The following is a 16987-nucleotide window of genomic DNA, read 5'->3' on the forward strand; positions in this document are numbered from 1 at the left end:
GGCTCACTTTCGTGAGCCGGGGGCTTTCCGGTATCGGCCCTTGCGCCGTCATCCCCATGACGGCTTTCGGGAAACTATTACTCTGCGGTTGGCAGTACGAACGAAGCGTCGATTTCGATCTTGACCTTGTCGCTGACCAGAACGCCACCGGCTTCCAGTGCTGCGTTCCAGGTGATGCCGAATTCCTTGCGGGAAATGGTGGTCGATGCGAAGAAGCCAACGCGGGTTGCACCGAAGGCGTCAACAGCTTCGCCGCCGAGCTCAGCTTCGAATTCAACTTCCTTGCTCACGCCGCGGATGGTCAGGTCGCCAACGAGAACAAACTCTCCGGCGTCGCCCTTGACTGCGGTGGACTTGAAGGTCATGGTTGGGAACTGCTCAGCGTTGAAGAAGTCCTCGCCCTTCAGGTGAGCGTCGCGGTTGGCATCCTTGGTGTTGACCGATGCGATCTGGACGGTTGCCTCAACCGAGGAGTCGGCTAGGGTCTCGCCGGTGGTCAGGGTTGCATCGAATTCGGTGAAGCTGCCGCGCACCTTGGAGATGCCTGCGTGGCGAACCGAGAAGCCGATCTCGGAGTGCGATGCGTCGAGGTTCCAGGTTCCGGTGGTCAGTGCAGTTGCAGTCATGTCTACATCCTTTCGTCGGGCCGCCAAGTAGTTGACGCCTCAATCTGTTTTGCTGATACCAGTATGACACTAATGAAGTTGAAGCGTCAACTTCTTTTCGCAAGAAAAGTTCAAACTGGATCGTCGCAAGGTTCATTTTTCGAATCTGACTAGGAAATTTTCCGATGAAATTATTTTTCAATCACCCCTTTACTCCTGCACGTTCATGGCTAGACTGAGGCCATGAACGCAAATAACCCAGACCCCAATCATGTCCAAGAGGAAGCCGAGCTATCTGCAGAGCTAGAGGAAATTTGGCAGGAAGAATCCATCACTACCGCTGCCAGCACCGAAATCGCCGATGAAGTCGACGGCGAGCTCGGCACCCGTGATCAGCCGTAGGCAGAGGGCATCCACCTATCTCCATCCTGCAAGCAAAACCATCGGAGCGGAACCACTCCCCAGTGAATCCTCGGCAACATTAAACTGGATCCCCGGCATCGAGATGCCGGGGATCCAGTATTTATTGCCTGCAATTTGCGTTGCCGGGATCAGGGTTCGGAGACCAGGCCCTCTCCGACCATCCATTCGAAGGCAACATCGGCTGGTTCACGTCCAACGACATCGACCTGGTAATTCAGGTCCATCAAGACCTGATCGGTCAGCAATGGAGCGATCAGATCCATGATCTGCTGGATCTCCGGGTGCTCGTCAAGGAATTCTCCATTGAAAGCCGGGGCAGCGTTGTAGCTCGGGAAATACTTCCGGTCATCTTCCAGGACGGTTAAGTTCAATGCCTTGATGCGTCCGTCAGTGGTGAAGACTTCGCCGAAGTTGCACGCGCCATTAGCAGTCGCCTGGTAAATGGCGCCAACATCATACAAGCCGATATTGTCCTCGCTCACCTCAGAGCCACGGTCGATGCCGTAATGCTCCAGCATCGGTGTCAGCCCGTCGCGACGGGAGTTGAATTCCGGGTCGACGCAGAACGTCAGTTCGTCGGGATCCAGCTTCTGCAGCTCGGAAAGCTTGCTAATCCCCAACCGCTTGGTCGTTTCCTCGTTCATCGCCAACGCATAGGTGTTATTCAACGGAGCCGGGTTCCCCCAGACGATTCCGTTGGCAACATCCTCATCATGCACGGCCTGCCACTGCTCCTCCTCGCCCACGACAGGCTTCTCATGGCCCAAGTAGGTCAGCCACGCGGTACCGGTGTACTCCCAGAGCACGCTCGCGTCTCCGGAAAGCAGCAGCTGGCGTGCCGGCTGGGACCCGGGAACATTGGTCAGGTCGGTGACGTCATACCCGGCGGCTTCGAGTGCGATCACGGTGATCTTGCCCAGCAGCAGCTGCTCGGTAAAGGCCTTGGATGTCACGGTCACGGACGTGCTTGCAGCGTTGTCGACCAGCGGCTTGATCTCGGCCGGGCCAGCTGGGGGCACCGTGCCGGTCGAGGGGCTCAGCCCGCAGCCGGTCAACCCGATCAGCGCGGCCATGGACAGGACAGCGAATTTCAGTTTGCGGTTCACGAAAGTCCTCTCGGTCGGGCCACCTGTTCGACGACGCGGCCAAGCCAGTCAACCGTCAAGGCCAGCAAGGCCACGAGCAGCGAACCGGCGATCAGCACCACATTCAGATTCAGGTTCACACCCGTGGTGATCAGGATTCCCAGCCCACCGCCATTGATGAAGGTGGCCAGCGTCGCGGTGCCTACCAGCAGCACCAGTGCGGTGCGGATGCCCGAAAGCATCACCGGGACGGCCAACGGCAGTTCAACCTTGAACAGCACCGCCATCTGGCTCATGCCGATTCCCCGTCCGGCTTCCACCAGGCGCGCATCAACTTGCTGCAGGCCGACAATGGTGTTGGAGAGCACCGGGAGAATCGCGTAGATCACCAGCGAGATGATTGCGGTTTTCGGACCGAAGCCGAGCCAGAACGCCAAGAGCACGATAACGCCGATGGCGGGTGCCGCCTGGCCGAAGTTTGCAATGGCGCGTACCGCCGGGGCGGCCTTGCGCAGTCCCGGGCGGGTCAGCAGCACGCCCAGCGGGATGGCGATCAACAGGACGATGACTGCAGCGATGACCGTGATCTTCAGGTGGTCAAGGGTATAGCCCCAAATTGTTGTGGGATCCAGCGTTTGCCGTTCGGTCTCGGTCAGATCGGCTGTCACCAGCCAACCCATCAGGATGGCAAAAGCAGCTGCGATTCCGGCGATTTGCCAAATCAAGCTGCGGGTTTCGGATCTCATGCCGGTTCACCACCCTGCCCGGCGGCGGCACCGTCGATGTCCACGACATTGATGGCACCGGAATTCAGGCCCACCGGAGCTTCGTGGTCAGCATCCTCGGAATTGTTGGCGGCGGCGATCGCCTCCATGACGGTCTGCACGGTAATGACACCGGTGAGCACATCACGACGCCCCGTCACCAGGGCCGACTCGGAACTGGCCACCAGCATGGTGTCTAATGCGTCATTCAAGGTTGCCTGCTCGCCGACTACCGGCATGTTTTCGTCGTAGGTGCCCTCGATGATCTGGGCACGCGACAGCTGCCTGCGGTCCAGCCTGCGCAGCGGACGTCCGCGCGAATCGAGCACCACAGCGTATTTGCGTCCGGCACCCTGCAGCTGCGAGAGCACATCCGAAGCGTTCTTGCCCGGGATAGTGGTCAGCGCGTCTTCCAGCTCCACTTCGTTCACCCGCGTTAGGGTCAGCTGCTTGAGGCCCGCGCCCGAGCCAATGAAGTTCTCCACGAACTCGCTGGCCGGATTGGCCAGGATCCGTTCCGGGGAATCGTATTGCTCCAGTTGCGCGCCTTCGTTGAAGATCGCGATCCAGTCGCCGAGCTTCACCGCTTCGTCGAAGTCGTGGGTCACGCACACGATGGTCTTCTGGACCTCGGACTGGATATTGAGCAGCTCATCCTGCAGGCGCTGGCGGGTAATCGGGTCGACCGCACCAAATGGCTCATCCATCAGCAGCACCGGAGGATCCGCTGCCAGCGCACGGGCCACACCCACGCGCTGCTGCTGGCCACCTGAGAGTTCCTTGGGGAAACGGTTCCGGTACAGGTCCGGGTCCAGCGAGACCAGCTCCAGCAGCTCGTCCACGCGGGCAGCGATCTTCTCCTTGGGCCAGCCCAGCATCTTTGGAACCATGCCGATATTGGCAGCCACGGTCATGTGCGGGAACAGCCCGCCGGCCTGGATCACGTAGCCGATGCGACGGCGCAGCTCGTCGCCGTTCATGCTGGTGACATCTTCGCCGTCAATGACAATCTTGCCGCTGGTCTGCTCGATCAGCCGGTTGATCATCTTCAGCGTGGTCGTCTTGCCGCAGCCGGATGGCCCGACGAACATCACGATGGATCCTGCGGGGATCTCGAGGGTCAGGCCGCCGACGGCCGACTTCTTCTGCCCCGGATACGTCTTGGTTACTTCTTCGAGCATGATCGAAGCGCCGGTGACATTCTGGGCCACGGCGTTTTCGGAAATCTTATTTTCAGACACGGATACCTCGCGGGGTAGTCAGTCGGCCGATGCCGAGCAAAATCAAGTCAAGGATGAGCGCCAGGATAACGACGCCAACGACGCCGGTAACCACGGATTCCAGGGAGTTCGCGCCGCCAAGACGCGACAGTCCCTGGAAGATGAATCCGCCAAGGCCTGGGCCCAAGGCGTAGGAGACCACTGCGGCAACGCCCATCACCATCTGGGCAGAAATGCGTATGCCCGTGAGGATCACCGGCCACGCCATCGGTATTTCCACGGAGACCAGCGTCTTCAGCCGGCTCATGCCGATGCCGCGTGCCGACTCGATAATGGTTGGCTCGATGTTGTTCAGGCCTACGATCGCATTGCGCAGAATCGGCAAGGCCGCGAAGAACGTCACCACGATGACGGCCGGCGTGACGCCGAAGCCGACGGGAACAATCAGCAAACCGATCAAGGCGAAGGATGGAATGGTCAGGCCGATGGCGCTAATACCGTTGGCCAAACCGGATAAGGACTTATTGCGGTAAACCAGTACGGCAATAAGGACAGAAATAATTGTCGCCAGGATCAGGCACTGCGCGACGAGCGAGAAATGCTGCCAGGAGGCGAAGAGGATATGGCGAGATCTCTCGCCAATAAAGTCACCCACATTAAAACCTGCTTCACTTTAGTTTCGTATCTAGATCTTTGTTTCAGGACTGGTCACTGCAACCCGAGCTTGCCCTGAGTTTAGCCGGGTTGCCGTAGCCTGACCAAGCCACGTTTCGATAACACGGCTCTGGCTTGGCCGTATTCAGCAAGGATGGGAATCTCCTGACGGGTACGAAATATGGTGCACTTTCAGCGAGAAATGTAGTGAGATAGATTCATGAAACTTGCCACGCTCCGCCACGCCAGCGAACCAGGCCATACCACCGCGGCTGTCATTGAAGATGGCCGTGCCTACTATTTGGACAACCTCGATTCGGTGCAGCGTTTCCTGCGGCTCGAGGAAGCCTTCCAGCAGGAAGTCATTGCCCGGGCCCTGGTGGGTGATTCCATTGCCGAGGGCGAAGCCGACTACGCGCCGCTGATTCCCAAGCCGGAGAAAATCTACTGCATCGGCTTGAACTACAAGACCCACGCAGCCGAGGTCGGCGAAGAGCTGCCGAAGTATCCGACGGTTTTCGCGAAGTTCGCTTCCACCCTCTGCGGTGCCAATGACTCGATTGAGATTCCCGTTGAGGACCACCGTGTGGACTACGAAGCAGAACTGGCCATTATTATCGGCAAGCCTGGCCGTCGCATCAGCCAGGAAGATGCGTCAGCGCATATTGCCGGCTATGCAGTGTCCAGCGACGTGTCGATGCGCGGATACCAGGGCCGTACCCAGGAATGGCTGCAGGGCAAGATCTGGGACCACTCGACTCCCCTGGGTCCTTGGCTCGTGACCCCTGATGAGCTGAATCCTTCGGCGCGCATCAGCAGCAAGGTCAATGGCACCGTGGTGCAGGACGAGCAGATCGATGACCTGATTTTCTCGGCGGATGAGTTGGTTTCCTATCTTTCGACGTTCAACGAATTGCGGCCGGGCGACGTGATCCTCACTGGCACGCCTTCCGGTGTCGCCTTGGGACGCCGGGACGAGAATGGGCGCCACCCGTGGCTCAAGCACGGCGACGCGCTTGAAACCTCGATTGAGGGACTGGGAACCTCGACGGTAGTTTTCCACGCGCCGCAGCACTGATATTCACCTGCTTCTCGGGGCCTGTCCGCGATTGCGGGCAGGCCCCTGGCCGTTAAGCATCGCAACTCTTTTGTTATTGAGACTCATTCTCATATAAGCTGTGATGCGTGAACCTCATTGCTCTCTCCGCACTTGACACCTCCAGCCGCGACACCGGCTTGGAGCACCTGCGACGCTACTGCCCAGATTCCATCTTCCTGCGCTATGACTTCGTCGACGGCAATCGGCTGGTGCGCCACGTCTTTGGATCGGCGGCCGCCGAACGAGCCGAAGCAGTGCTTGAGCATCCCTGCATCGGCTGTGCCACGAAATTCGAGATCCTGCCGACCATCAGGCGCCTGGCACCCCAGGATTCCGAATCCACCATGGTCTTGGGCCTGCCTTCCACCTGGCATAGCGCCACGGTGCTCCAAATGCTCGAAACGCAACTCGAACCACTGGATCTGCAGATCAGCAGCATCGCGCTGGCCTTGGATCCAGCCGAATTGGAAAACCAGATGTGGGATCGGCATACCCTCTGGGAATCGGGATTCAACGCCATGGAGCACGATGCGCGGACTGCCGGAGAGTTCTTCTTCACCGAACTGATGCAGGCAGATACGATCATTCCTGTTGAAGGCCTGGAAGCCCAGCTGCTTGAGGATGCTGCAGGTCCGCGGCGTGCTGGCGGCACCAGCTACGAAGCCGGTCTCGGCCTGGCACGGCAGATGGCGCCGCATGCGCAAATCTGCGTGAACGAAGGGGAACTCGGCTCCTTCCACCCCGCCGCGGCACGGCAGCGCACCAGCGCCGGGCATCTGCCGCGAACACCCTTTGATGCCAGCAGCGCGCCGATCCGTCTGCACGCGGAACGTCCGCTTCACCCCGAGCGCTTCCGCCAAGCCCTGCCGTCTCTGGCTGAGTCCTGCACCTGCATCCGCGGCGTCCTCTGGGTAGCCAGCGCGCTGAGCGAACGCGTTGCCATCGGCGGAGCCGGTCCGCGCATCTGGATGGAGAACACTGGGGCCTGGCATTCGCATATCGCCGTTTCAGAATTGCTGCTCTACGGATCCGAGCATGAAGCTTCGCAGCTTGAAAAGGTCTTCGAGCAGTGCCAGGTCACCGAGGAAGAGCTCAAGGGGCTGTTCAACTCCGCGAATCACGAGGGAGGTGAATGGCATGAAAGTTAGGAATTCCATCCGCGCACTGAAGAAGGCACCTGGATCGCAAGTGGTCAAACGACGCGGCCGCGTCTTCGTGATCAACAAGAAGAATCCGCGCATGAAAGCGCGGCAGGGCTGAAGCCCCACAGCTTGCCGGCATCCACCGCAGTGGATGCCGGCAAGCCTTTTCGGCCCAAACAGCTGGTCCATTGGTGAAAACAAGTTAATGAACTGGACATGACTTGAATCAGCGCGCTTTGTGACACACCTCTCCCGAGTGCCATATGATGGCACTCACATAGGGGAATCGGCGTCTCGCCTGAGACTCTTCATCATCAGTCACTCGCACATAAGGATATTGAATCCATGGACGCTTTGGGCACCCTCTTCGGGGATATCTCTTCCGTCATTTGGGGACCGTTTGTCCTCATCCCGCTGCTTCTGGGCACCGGCTTGTACCTGACCATCCGCTTGGGCGGCCTGCAGTTCTTCAAGCTCGCCGCCGCGTTGCGCCTTGGCCTGCTCAAGCGCAAGGACGCTGAGGCCGAGGGCGACATCTCGCAGTTCCAGGCACTGACCACCGCGCTGGCCGCCACCGTCGGCACCGGCAACATCGTCGGTGTGGCCACGGCCATCGGCATCGGCGGCCCGGGCGCCCTGTTCTGGATGTGGGTCACCGGCCTGCTCGGCATGGCTTCGAAGTACGCCGAGGCCTACCTCGGCGTGCGCTACCGCGGCACTGACTCCGCCGGCGAAAAGTCCGGCGGTCCGCAGTACTACCTCGAACGCGGCATCAAGGGTCCCTTCGGCAAGTTCCTGGCATTGTTCTTCGCCATCGCCGCCACTCTGGCCTGTTTCGGCATCGGCAACATGACTCAGGGCAACTCCATCGCCCTGAACCTGGAGAACTCGTTCAGCGTGGCCCCATGGGTTACCGGCGTGGTCCTGACCGTGCTGTCCATCGCGGTGCTGGTTGGCGGCATCAAGTCCATCGGCCGAGTGACCGCTGGCTTCGTTCCGGTGATGATCGTCTTCTACGTGGCGGCAGCGATCTACATCCTGATCGCCAACATCGGAGGCATCCCTGCCGCTTTCGCCACTATCTTCACCGACGCCTTCACCGGCACCTCTGCTGTAGGCGGCTTCGCCGGCTCGGCCATCATCATCGCTGTCCAGTACGGTGTTGCCCGTGGCATCTTCTCCAACGAGTCCGGCATGGGCTCGGCTGCCATCGCCGCCGCGTCGGCACAGACCACCCACCCGGTTCGCCAGGGCCTGGTCTCCATGACCCAGACCTTCATCGACACCATCATCGTGGTCACCTGCACCGGCCTGGTCATCATCACCACCGGCACCTGGAACCTGATCGACGAGGCCACCGGCGAGCAGATCTCCGCCGCGCTGATGACCGGCCAGGCCTTCACCAACGGCCTGCCTGGCGAGTGGGGCCACTGGATCGTGACCATCGGCCTGGTCATGTTCGCCTTCTCCACCATCCTGGGCTGGAGCTACTACGGCGAGCGCAACATCGAGCGCCTGTTCGGCCGCAAGCTGGTCATGCCGTTCCGCGTCGTGTTCTCGCTGGTCGTCTACGTAGGCTGCACCACCGAGCTGACCGCAGTGTGGAACTTCTCGGACATGATGAATGGCCTGATGGCGCTGCCGAACCTGATCGGCCTGCTGATCCTGTCGGGCATGGTGGCACGCGAAACCCGCTGGTACCTCAAGCATGACCCGAAGCTGGAAGCCACCAAGGCGCAGATCGAGGACTTCATGATCGATCGTCCGGGCTGGGCCGAGTGGAAGGCCGGCGACGTCGTCGGCTCCTCGCGCAACCGCGGTGCCCACGAGGCATAGGCGCAGCTAGCGAAAAGGACCCGGTCGGCATCTGGTTGATTCCAGATGCCGAACGGGTCCTTTGCAGTTGGACTGCGGCTGAAGCCCTAGGCGTTCCACAAGCCGTAGGAGTCGGCCAGGTCGGCAATCTTCTGGGCACGGGCCAGGCGAGGCAGGTAGGAGCCGTCACCCACCGATGCGCCGGCAGCGTGCGCTTCGAGCAGTTCCATGGCCCAGGACAGTTCGTCTTCGCTTGGAGCCAGCGCGGCGTTGATGCCGTCCACGTGGTCAGCGGAAAGGGACAGCTTGCCGGTCATGCCCATGGAAGCGGTGACGCGGGTTTCCTCGGTCACCTTGGCCGCGTCGGCACCCGCTGGCGGTGGTCCGTCGATTGGGCCGGGCAGCTTGCCGACACGCGAAGCGATCACGAGGCGGCCACGTGCGTAGGCCAGGGCCATCGGCTCATCGGAGATGCCGGTGTCCTTGCGGAAGTCGTTGATGCCGAACGCCAAGCGGAAGGTGCCCGGCGCTGAAGCGATCTTCGTTGCGTTCTCGATGCCCAAGGCGGTTTCGATCAAGGCAAGTACCGGGGTGCCTGCGCGCAGGCGCATCGCGCTGTAGGTCACCTGCTCAGGCTGCTCGGTCATGGCCAGCATGATTCCGCGCAGGCCCGGGGCCCCCGACAGGGCGGCAAGGTCATCGGCCCAGAAATCTGTGTCAATGCCGTTGACGCGCACCCAGGCAGTCATGCCATTGGACAGGGCGCGTACCACGTTGTCGCGAGCCTGGATCTTCTGATCATCAGGAACGGCAGCTTCCATATCGAAAATCACCGAGTCCGCTTCACATGCTAGTGAAGGGGCGAAAGTTTCCTCCTTGGCAGCATTGACCAAGAGCCAGGAACGGGATAATTTTGCAGGAAGAGCCGCAGCTCGACGATTTCGGAATGCCATAAGTCCTACACTACTCACTTGCCACGCATGGCTTCCACTGGCCATGTACAGTATTTGCTTCAAGTGAACCAGCTACCTTGAAATACAATGCAAAAGCAACCGGGTTTCGTGGTGCTCCAGCGCGCCAGACTGGCTGTTCTGCAGCGGAAATGTGCTTGGATTTCGTAGTGATCCTGGTGTTTCACCTTTACTTGGATCTGCCATTTCCGATATTCGATGGCAATGCGCACAAAGCTGGAAATGATCATCGATTATCCGAAATCAGCTAATCAAGCACATCACGCTAATTCCATTCGCCGGAACCGGAGAAATTCCTTCATGGATATTTGATTGGCTTTCTTCCTTGCTCGTTCCTGCCAGCTTTGCGACTGGCCACTTCGATTAAGCGCTCCCAAGGGCGAGGCCTGCTCCCCCAGCCATTGCGCGAAGCAGCTTGCATCATCCTTTGAGCCAGGTGCATATAACGAATTTCACAACTGTTAAACCTGCTCGCAGTCTGCGGTGACGGCCAAATATAGTCGGTCAATGCATCTGCGATAACCTCGTTTTGCGGTCTAGTCCTTTCCTCCCCGAGGGCCGTCTCCTTCGAAAACCGAAGGAATCTGCTCATGAAAGGTGCAGCCGTGGCGAACGATTCCACGCAACTGAAAACCGATTCCGCCGGAACGAAACTTGAGCGCGGCCTGTCCAGCAGGCATATCCAGCTCATGGCGATCTCCGGAGCAGTTGGCACCGGCTTGTTCATGGGCTCCGGCAAGACCATCTCGGTCGCCGGACCATCGGTCATCTTCGTGTACATGATCATCGGCTTCATGCTCTTCTTCGTCATGCGCGCCATGGGCGAAATCCTGCTCAGCAACTTGAACTACAAGACTTTCGCAGATTTTGCCGGAGACCTGCTGGGCCCTTGGGCCGCCTTCTTCACCGGCTGGACCTACTGGTTCTGCTGGGTCGTTACCGGGATTGCCGACGTAGTCGCCATCGCCCAGTACGTCGCCTACTGGTGGTCCGGGATCCCGTTGTGGCTTCCTGCGCTGTGCTGCATCCTGCTATTGGTCGGATTGAATCTGCCAACCGTCAAGGCCTTCGGCGAGACCGAGTTCTGGTTCTCGCTGGTGAAAATCGTCGCCATCCTGGCCTTGATCGTCTGCGGGCTGGCCATGATCGTCACCGGTTTCAACTCAGCAGAGGGAGACAGCGCGTCCTTCGTCCACCTCTGGGCGCACGGCGGCATGTTCCCCACCGGTTTCATGGGCTTTGTCGCCGGCTTCCAGATCGCTGTTTTCGCCTTCGTTGGCATTGAATTGGTTGGCACTGCGGCGGCCGAGACCAAGGATCCTGAGAAGAATCTGCCCAAGGCCATCAATTCAATTCCATTGCGCGTGATCCTGTTCTACGTCGGAGCGTTGACCGTCCTGATGGCCGTCACCCCTTGGTACAAGTTCTCCGCTGATGCATCGCCCTTCGTTGGCATGTTCTCGATGGCCGGCCTGGCCGCGGCTGCGGGGCTGGTCAACTTCGTTGTCCTGACAGCGGCCGCGTCCAGCGCCAATTCCGGAATCTACTCGACCTCCCGCATGCTGTACGCTCTGTCCCAAGATGGAGATGCTCCGAAGAAGTTCAGCAAGCTATCGACCACGCGGGTGCCGCGCAATGCGTTGCTGTTCTCCTGCATGTTCCTGCTTGCCGCCGTGGTCCTGCTGCACGCGGGCGACTCGGTGGCCCAGGCGTTCACGTTGGTCACCACGGTGTCCGCGTCGTGCTTCATGTTCGTCTGGTCAATGATCCTGATCAGCTATTTGGCCTTCCGCAAGCGTCGCCCGCACCTGCATGATGCCTCGAAGTTCAAAGTCCCCGGGGGCATGGGAGCCCCATACATGGTGCTCGCCTTCTTCGTCTTCATCCTGTGGGCATTGACCACTCAGGCCGATACGCGCGCCGCGTTGCTGGCTACTCCGCTGTGGTTCTTCGTCGTTGGACTGTCCTACGCCAAGGTGCGCAAGTCCGAAGGCCATCAGGCACTGCGAGCTGCGCATCGGGCAAAGGTTGCCGCGGAGAACGAGGCAGCTGAGGTCTATCGGGCAGGCTAGTAGCTCGGCACGAATATGCAACCGCGAGTTTCGCTCCGCCACGAGAGCAGAAGCCCGCCGAACAGCGCGGTACTTCCAGCCACGTCCTGCGGGCACCGAAGAAGCCTGGATGGGACCTCCGACTCAGGCCTTCAGCGCACGCCCACGACTGGCAAGCCCGACCCAGCGCAACAAAAAATCTCCTACCGTGCCTGTCTATGAACGCAGCGGACTCTTGCTCTAGTTCAAGCAACGCGCCGTAGATCCGCGGACAGCGTCTGTGGCTGGATATTAATGAAGTCCAACGGCATCATGCACTGGATCCACGAGACTGGAGCGTCGCCAAGAATCAGGCGCGAGTATGGAAGCTCGTGCCAATTCGCCGAAGAATCATGAAAAGCGAGCTTGCTGAACAATGACGTGCTGTGTGTACCTGCGGAAAAGACCTGCCCGTGCTCGACGACCTGTTCGGCTACATGTGAGACCAGGGCGAAAACATCATCCTCGTTTCCCCCAACGCAAGTGATTTCAGGATGCTCAAACGTGGTCAGCCCCAGCGTGTAGGCAGAAACCTGCTGATGCTTGGTGGAATGGCAGAGCATGATGGCATAGCCATTTTCGTCCGCTTCCAGGGCCGCAACGAGGCCAATCAACTGTGTGTCGGGCAATGAGGTGCGGACACTGAGGTGGAAATCTGCAGGATCTGGCATGGCGTTCCTTCTGGGGTGAATCGATTCCATTCAGTTTCGCGCTCATTCATCACCCGCAGCAGAATCTTTCGCGATTGTGGATAGCTTCGCTCAACGCATCCAGGGGTGCCGGGCACGGAAAAGCTGCCTGCAACGGTAGGTTGCAGGCAGCTTTTTCGCGTGAAATATCTACTGGTTCTTTTCGGCTTCCGCAGCCACAGCTGCCGCAACCGCAGGCATTACGCGGTCGTCGGTTGCCGAAGGAATGATGTAGTCCGGAGCTAGGTCATCGCCGACCAGGTTGGCGATGGCGTGGGCCGCCGCGACCTTCATGCCTTCGGTGATCTTCTTGGCGCCCGAGTCGAGGGCTCCGCGGAAGATGCCTGGGAAGGCCAGCACGTTGTTGATCTGGTTCGGGAAGTCGCTGCGTCCGGTGGCGACCACAGCTGCATACTTCGCGGCGACATCCGGCATGATCTCCGGGGTCGGGTTGGACAGCGCGAAGATGATCGCATTCTCGTTCATCTTCGCCACCGCAGACTCAGCAAAGGTCGACGAGGAAAGGCCCACGACGACGTCTGCGCCGTCCAGGGCCTCGGCCAAGCCGCCCATGATGTCTTCGCGGTTGGTGCGCGCTGCCAGGTCTGCCTTGACCGGGTTCAGGTCGTCGCGCTCGCGGTGGATGGTGCCGCGCGAGTCGAGCACGATGACATCATCCACGCCGGCCGAAAGCAGCAGGTTGGTGACGGCGACGCCGGCCGAACCTGCGCCGGAGATGACAACCTTCAGCGAGCTGATGTCGCGGTTGGTCTGGCGGGCCGCACCGATCAGCGCTGCCAGCACCACGACGGCGGTGCCGTGCTGGTCATCATGCATGACCGGGATGTCCAGAGCCTCGATCAGACGCTTCTCGATTTCGAAGCAGCGCGGGGCGGAGATGTCTTCCAGGTTCACTGCGCCGAAGCTCGGACGCAGGCGGATGACGGTCTCGACGATTTCGTCCACATCGGTGGTGTCCAGCACCAGCGGAATGGAATCCAGTCCGCCGAATTCCTTGAACAGCGCGCTCTTGCCTTCCATGACCGGAAGCGAAGCGGCGGCCCCAATGTCTCCCAGGCCCAGCACCGCGGTGCCATCGGAAACCACAGCGACCAGGCGGGAGGCCCAGGTGTGGGTGGCGTGCTTGGCTGGATCGTCGGCAATCGCTTGGGACACCTTTGCGACACCTGGGGTGTAGGCGATGGACAGGTCGCGCTTGGTATTCAGCGGCATCTGCGAGGAGACGGAAAGCTTGCCGCCGAGGTGGGCGTCGAAAACTTCTGCATCGGTGATGGTGGACAGGTCTTTGGTGGATTCAACAGACATTGAATAGCTCTTCTTTCAAGAAAGTTCTGATTGACGAAAACGCAGCACCCACGAAATTGGTGGCAGAGCGTAGGAACGCGCATGACCATTCATCCGACCGCAACGGAGCGTGACCCACAGTCAATTAAGGAGGGCGTCAGGCTTCCATGTACACAATTCCCAATTGGGCTACGCCGGGTGAGGCTGAAGGATCCGTCATGGTGTGCCGGAAGATGGCTGGTCAGTACTTTCTTTAGACCTACGTTTTCCACCATACGGGAACCGTTTGCCGCAATTCAACCCCCTTTCGTCGTATGCGCGTCACAAACGAAGCGCCGCAGGTGGTCCAGGCCCAGCGTCATGAGGTGCGGTTCAGGCGCATCTCGGGCAAAATTGGGGCCATGGCATCACCGACTTCAGCACTGGGCAGGGTCCGCACTTTCGAAGCGTTGGACGAGAAGACCACGGTGCGCTTGCGCCGTGCGTTGGACGAGTCGAATGACACAACAGTATTCGTCAACGGCACTGCCTTGCAGCTGCCCAAGGAAGCCCACCAGGCGCTGATCGAGGTGCTGTCCCGCTTCGCCGATGGCGAGTCGGTCAGCGTTGGCACTCCCGAATTGCTGCTCAACACTTCCCAAGCGGCCCAGATGGCAGGCATCTCCAACAGCTACCTGCGCAAGCTGGCCGACGCCGGGATCATCCCGGTGGAATACCGCGGCACGCATCGCCGCATTCGCCCGAGCGCCATTCAGGCATGGCTGGATTCGCGAGGCGAAACCGGAAAATGAGCAAGCCGGCCGGCGCATCCGCCAGCGCTCCGCAGGAAGTCGCCTGGTGGGATCGCCTGCTGATCCGCCTTCCCGGGTATTCCCTGTTCGCCTGGATGGGCGCCTACGGCATGCACCAGGCAGGCGACATCAGCTTGGGAACCGCGGCGCTGCTCTTTTCGCGCTCGCCCTTCCCCTGCTGGCCGGGTGGCAAATCTTCCAGGTCCTGCGCAGCTGCCGGCGCATCCAGACGTGGCGCGACGCCCAGCGGATCTCCCAAGGCCGGCTGGGCCTTCCCGACCTGTCCGAAATCCGCGCGAGCCTCGACCGGATCACCAGGACCCGCGCGCTTCGCCCGGAACCGAAGAAGCCGCGTTTCGGCAGCCTGGCCATCTTCCTCATCGTTCTCGGGGTGGCAGGGTTGGCCATCGCCGTAGGAATCCTGCTGGCCAAGCTCGGTGCTGCAGGCCTGTCGGCCTTCGCCATGGTCGGCATGCTGCTGGCCGCCATCAGGCCGTTGCAGCTCATGGGGGTGCAGAACCGGGCGCACCGCGCGGTGGTTTCCATTCCCGAAAAGCTCACGGAGATCCGCGAGCTGGTGATGCGCGAACGCCACGCACCCAGCGGGCAGCGCGCCACGCAAGCCGCCGATAGCGCACTGGATGCGTCATTGCTGATCATCGATGCTGCCATCCCCCTGTCCCGGTCCGGATATTTCCGTGCTTCTGCGGACTGCGTCGAGCTGCTGGCCCATTTGGCCACGCAGTGCTGGCTGGCGGGGAGCAAGCCGCGGAATCTTGCGGAGAAACTCCGCAATCGCGTGAACGCGGCGTTGGCCCAGCTGTCCATCGAGGAGCGCCATGCCTCGCGCTGAGGCACGGAATCGCGTTGCTAGATGCCCAGGTCTTGCCAAGCCCTGAATTTCCTGCTGGAATACCAAAGTATTCTATTTGAAAACAATTCTTGTGCCGCACCCAGCGCAGGAATCACGCGCCCCGCCAGCGGGAGCCCCGGCCGAGGAGAACCATGACCACCGCATCACAATCGCTGACCACTTTGCACGAGTCCCTGCTTTCCGAGCGCGCGGCGGGAATCAAGCAATCTGCGGTGCGCGACGTGTTCGAACTGTCGCTGGACCCTTCGCTGGTATCGCTAGCCGGAGGCAACCCCTTCCTGCAGCTGCTCCCGCTGGAAAAGATCGGCGAGATGGCCCAGCGCATCATCGTCGAGCAGGGCCCCGAAGCTCTGCAGTACGGCTCCGGGCTGGGCACCCCAGAACTTCGTGCGCAGATCATCGACGTGATGGCGGCCGAGGGAATCACGAATGTGGGCATCGAGGATGTCGTGGTCACCAACGGCTCCCAATCAGCCCAGGACATGGCATGCAAGGTGTTCTGCAATCCCGGCGACACGGTGCTCTGCGAAGACCCGACCTACGTCGGCGCGCTGAACACCTTCGAGGCCTACCAGGTGACCGCCCGCCCGGTGGGCACGGACGAGAACGGGCTGATTCCTTCCGCCCTGCGCGAGCGCATTGCCGAATTGCGCGCAGCCGGCGAGCGCATCAAGTTCCTCTACACCATCCCGAACTTCAACAACCCCTCCGGCATCACGCTGGCTGCCGAGCGCCGCCAGGAAATCGTGGAGATTTGCCGTGAGGCCGGCATCCTGATCCTGGAAGACAATCCGTACGGCATGCTGCGCTACGAGGGAACCCCGGCGCCTACGCTGCGCAGCCTGGATCCGGAGAACGTGATCTACATGGGTTCCTTCTCCAAGATCTTCGCACCGGGCCTGCGCATCGGCTGGGCCGCGGTCCCCACCCACCTGTTCCGCCGCTTCTATCTCGCCGGCGAAGCGGTAGCCCTGTGCCCGCCGACCCTGAACCAGATGATCATCAGCGCCTACCTCAACGAGCATGACTGGAAGGGGCAGATCACCAAGTACAACGACCTGTACCGTTCGCGCCGCGATGCGATGCTCGTCGCCTTGGCCAAGTACCTGCCTGCTGGGGTCAGCCACACCCACCCCGAGGGCGGATTCTTCATCTGGCTGACCCTGCCCGAAGGCATCGACACCTACACGCTGCTCCAGCAGGGCGTGAAGGCCGGGGTCATCTTCATTCCGGGTGCGGCATTCAGCCCCTCTGGCGAGGCCAGCAATAAGCTGCGCTTGGCGTTCTGCTCGGTAGACGAGGAAACCATCGCCGAGGGCGTGCGCCGGCTCTCGCTGCTGCTTGAGCAGGCCATCGGCTCTAACCAAGGATAGCGGCCAACCCTTCTCAGAAAACCCACAGTGCCTCCTGTGCTGGGCCATGATCCGTCTGCATACGGTAGTGATCACGGCAAACAGCCC

Annotated in this window: 17 protein-coding genes; 9 read left to right on the forward strand and 8 right to left on the reverse strand. The window is 60.5% G+C overall.

Going from position 1 to position 16987, the window contains the following annotated elements; translation table 11 throughout:
• Positions 1–77: 77 nt before the first annotated feature.
• Positions 78–626: a YceI family protein gene (locus ACLQ8T_RS14030; protein ID WP_121867356.1), complete on the reverse strand. Its 549-nt coding sequence runs from the start codon at positions 624–626 to the stop codon at positions 78–80.
• Between the two features lie 222 nt (positions 627–848).
• On the opposite strand from ACLQ8T_RS14030, the gene ACLQ8T_RS14035 reads away from it, so the two are divergent.
• The gene (locus ACLQ8T_RS14035) at positions 849–1007 is read left to right on the forward strand and encodes a hypothetical protein (protein WP_158024707.1); all 159 of its coding nucleotides are present in this window, start codon (positions 849–851) and stop codon (positions 1005–1007) included.
• Between the two features lie 149 nt (positions 1008–1156).
• On the opposite strand, the gene ACLQ8T_RS14040 is transcribed toward ACLQ8T_RS14035, so the two are convergent.
• From ACLQ8T_RS14040 to ACLQ8T_RS14055, 4 genes are read right to left on the reverse strand one after another with little or no spacing between them, the layout of a single operon-like run.
• Positions 1157–2134 carry a glycine betaine ABC transporter substrate-binding protein gene (locus tag ACLQ8T_RS14040; RefSeq protein ID WP_413454999.1) on the reverse strand — a complete coding sequence of 326 codons (978 nt, stop codon included), beginning with the start codon at positions 2132–2134 and terminating at the stop codon, positions 1157–1159.
• On the reverse strand, positions 2131–2859 hold the full coding sequence (locus ACLQ8T_RS14045) for an ABC transporter permease (RefSeq protein WP_413455000.1): 729 nt from the start codon (positions 2857–2859) through the stop codon (positions 2131–2133). Before ACLQ8T_RS14045 ends, ACLQ8T_RS14040 begins: the two co-directional genes overlap by 4 nt.
• Entirely contained in the window at positions 2856–4118 is a 1263-nt protein-coding gene (locus ACLQ8T_RS14050; RefSeq protein WP_413455001.1) for a betaine/proline/choline family ABC transporter ATP-binding protein, read from the reverse strand. Before ACLQ8T_RS14050 ends, ACLQ8T_RS14045 begins: the two co-directional genes overlap by 4 nt.
• Complete coding sequence (locus ACLQ8T_RS14055; protein WP_073707787.1) at positions 4111–4752, reverse strand: ABC transporter permease; 642 nt, start codon at positions 4750–4752, stop codon at positions 4111–4113. Before ACLQ8T_RS14055 ends, ACLQ8T_RS14050 begins: the two co-directional genes overlap by 8 nt.
• Positions 4753–4971: 219 nt before the next feature.
• Here ACLQ8T_RS14055 and ACLQ8T_RS14060 point away from each other — a divergent pair, with 219 nt between their 5' ends.
• From ACLQ8T_RS14060 to ACLQ8T_RS14075, 4 genes are all read left to right on the forward strand, one after another.
• A complete protein-coding gene (locus ACLQ8T_RS14060; RefSeq protein ID WP_413455002.1) occupies positions 4972–5829 on the forward strand; it encodes a fumarylacetoacetate hydrolase family protein in 858 nt (285 codons plus the stop codon).
• Between the two features lie 107 nt (positions 5830–5936).
• The gene (locus ACLQ8T_RS14065) at positions 5937–6998 is read left to right on the forward strand and encodes a GTP-binding protein (protein WP_413455003.1); all 1062 of its coding nucleotides are present in this window, start codon (positions 5937–5939) and stop codon (positions 6996–6998) included.
• Positions 6988–7110: a type B 50S ribosomal protein L36 gene (ykgO, locus tag ACLQ8T_RS14070; RefSeq protein ID WP_413455004.1), complete on the forward strand. Its 123-nt coding sequence runs from the start codon at positions 6988–6990 to the stop codon at positions 7108–7110. The genes ACLQ8T_RS14065 and ykgO overlap by 11 nt, the downstream gene beginning before the upstream one ends.
• Positions 7111–7337: 227 nt before the next feature.
• A complete protein-coding gene (locus ACLQ8T_RS14075; protein WP_413455005.1) occupies positions 7338–8828 on the forward strand; it encodes an alanine/glycine:cation symporter family protein in 1491 nt (496 codons plus the stop codon).
• 86 nt (positions 8829–8914) lie between these two features.
• Here the strand turns inward: ACLQ8T_RS14075 and ACLQ8T_RS14080 are convergent, their stop codons facing one another.
• Entirely contained in the window at positions 8915–9760 is an 846-nt protein-coding gene (locus ACLQ8T_RS14080) for an HpcH/HpaI aldolase/citrate lyase family protein (protein ID WP_204722983.1), read from the reverse strand.
• A gap of 608 nt (positions 9761–10368) precedes the next feature.
• Between ACLQ8T_RS14080 and ACLQ8T_RS14085 the strand changes: the two genes are divergently transcribed.
• A complete protein-coding gene (locus ACLQ8T_RS14085) occupies positions 10369–11850 on the forward strand; it encodes an amino acid permease (protein ID WP_413455006.1) in 1482 nt (493 codons plus the stop codon).
• Between the two features lie 224 nt (positions 11851–12074).
• On the opposite strand, the gene ACLQ8T_RS14090 is transcribed toward ACLQ8T_RS14085, so the two are convergent.
• Both ACLQ8T_RS14090 and ACLQ8T_RS14095 read right to left on the reverse strand, forming a co-directional pair.
• Positions 12075–12569 (reverse strand): DUF4262 domain-containing protein, encoded by a 495-nt coding sequence (locus ACLQ8T_RS14090; RefSeq protein WP_413455007.1) that lies wholly within the window; start codon positions 12567–12569, stop codon positions 12075–12077.
• Between the two features lie 138 nt (positions 12570–12707).
• Positions 12708–13883, reverse strand: a complete 1176-nt coding sequence (locus ACLQ8T_RS14095; RefSeq protein ID WP_413455008.1) for an NAD(P)-dependent malic enzyme — start codon at positions 13881–13883, stop codon at positions 12708–12710.
• A 380-nt stretch (positions 13884–14263) separates the two neighbouring features.
• Between ACLQ8T_RS14095 and ACLQ8T_RS14100 the strand changes: the two genes are divergently transcribed.
• The 3 genes from ACLQ8T_RS14100 to ACLQ8T_RS14110 all read left to right on the forward strand — a co-directional run bounded on the left by ACLQ8T_RS14100 (position 14264) and on the right by ACLQ8T_RS14110 (position 16900).
• Positions 14264–14653 carry a helix-turn-helix domain-containing protein gene (locus ACLQ8T_RS14100; RefSeq protein ID WP_413455009.1) on the forward strand — a complete coding sequence of 130 codons (390 nt, stop codon included), beginning with the start codon at positions 14264–14266 and terminating at the stop codon, positions 14651–14653.
• Positions 14654–14699: 46 nt separating this feature from the next.
• A complete protein-coding gene (locus ACLQ8T_RS14105; protein WP_413455010.1) occupies positions 14700–15506 on the forward strand; it encodes a hypothetical protein in 807 nt (268 codons plus the stop codon).
• Positions 15507–15658: 152 nt separating this feature from the next.
• Positions 15659–16900 carry a PLP-dependent aminotransferase family protein gene (locus ACLQ8T_RS14110; RefSeq protein WP_413455011.1) on the forward strand — a complete coding sequence of 414 codons (1242 nt, stop codon included), beginning with the start codon at positions 15659–15661 and terminating at the stop codon, positions 16898–16900.
• Positions 16901–16987: the final 87 nt, after the last annotated feature.

The sequence above is a fragment of the Glutamicibacter sp. FR1 genome (assembly GCF_047300825.1).
Lineage (GTDB): Bacteria > Actinomycetota > Actinomycetes > Actinomycetales > Micrococcaceae > Glutamicibacter > Glutamicibacter nicotianae.

Excerpts from the sequence above, each read along its gene's own strand:
- ACLQ8T_RS14030 (WP_121867356.1), bottom strand. The coding sequence starts at position 626 with ATGACTGCAACTGCACTGACCACCGGAACCTGGAACCTCGACGCATCG.
- ACLQ8T_RS14035 (WP_158024707.1), top strand. The coding sequence starts at position 849 with ATGAACGCAAATAACCCAGACCCCAATCATGTCCAAGAGGAAGCCGAG.
- ACLQ8T_RS14045 (WP_413455000.1), bottom strand. The coding sequence starts at position 2,859 with ATGAGATCCGAAACCCGCAGCTTGATTTGGCAAATCGCCGGAATCGCA.
- ACLQ8T_RS14060 (WP_413455002.1), top strand. The coding sequence starts at position 4,972 with ATGAAACTTGCCACGCTCCGCCACGCCAGCGAACCAGGCCATACCACC.
- ykgO (WP_413455004.1), top strand. The coding sequence starts at position 6,988 with ATGAAAGTTAGGAATTCCATCCGCGCACTGAAGAAGGCACCTGGATCG.
- ACLQ8T_RS14075 (WP_413455005.1), top strand. The coding sequence starts at position 7,338 with ATGGACGCTTTGGGCACCCTCTTCGGGGATATCTCTTCCGTCATTTGG.
- ACLQ8T_RS14080 (WP_204722983.1), bottom strand. The coding sequence starts at position 9,760 with ATGGCATTCCGAAATCGTCGAGCTGCGGCTCTTCCTGCAAAATTATCC.
- ACLQ8T_RS14085 (WP_413455006.1), top strand. The coding sequence starts at position 10,369 with ATGAAAGGTGCAGCCGTGGCGAACGATTCCACGCAACTGAAAACCGAT.
- ACLQ8T_RS14090 (WP_413455007.1), bottom strand. The coding sequence starts at position 12,569 with ATGGAATCGATTCACCCCAGAAGGAACGCCATGCCAGATCCTGCAGAT.
- ACLQ8T_RS14095 (WP_413455008.1), bottom strand. The coding sequence starts at position 13,883 with ATGTCTGTTGAATCCACCAAAGACCTGTCCACCATCACCGATGCAGAA.
- ACLQ8T_RS14100 (WP_413455009.1), top strand. The coding sequence starts at position 14,264 with ATGGCATCACCGACTTCAGCACTGGGCAGGGTCCGCACTTTCGAAGCG.
- ACLQ8T_RS14110 (WP_413455011.1), top strand. The coding sequence starts at position 15,659 with ATGACCACCGCATCACAATCGCTGACCACTTTGCACGAGTCCCTGCTT.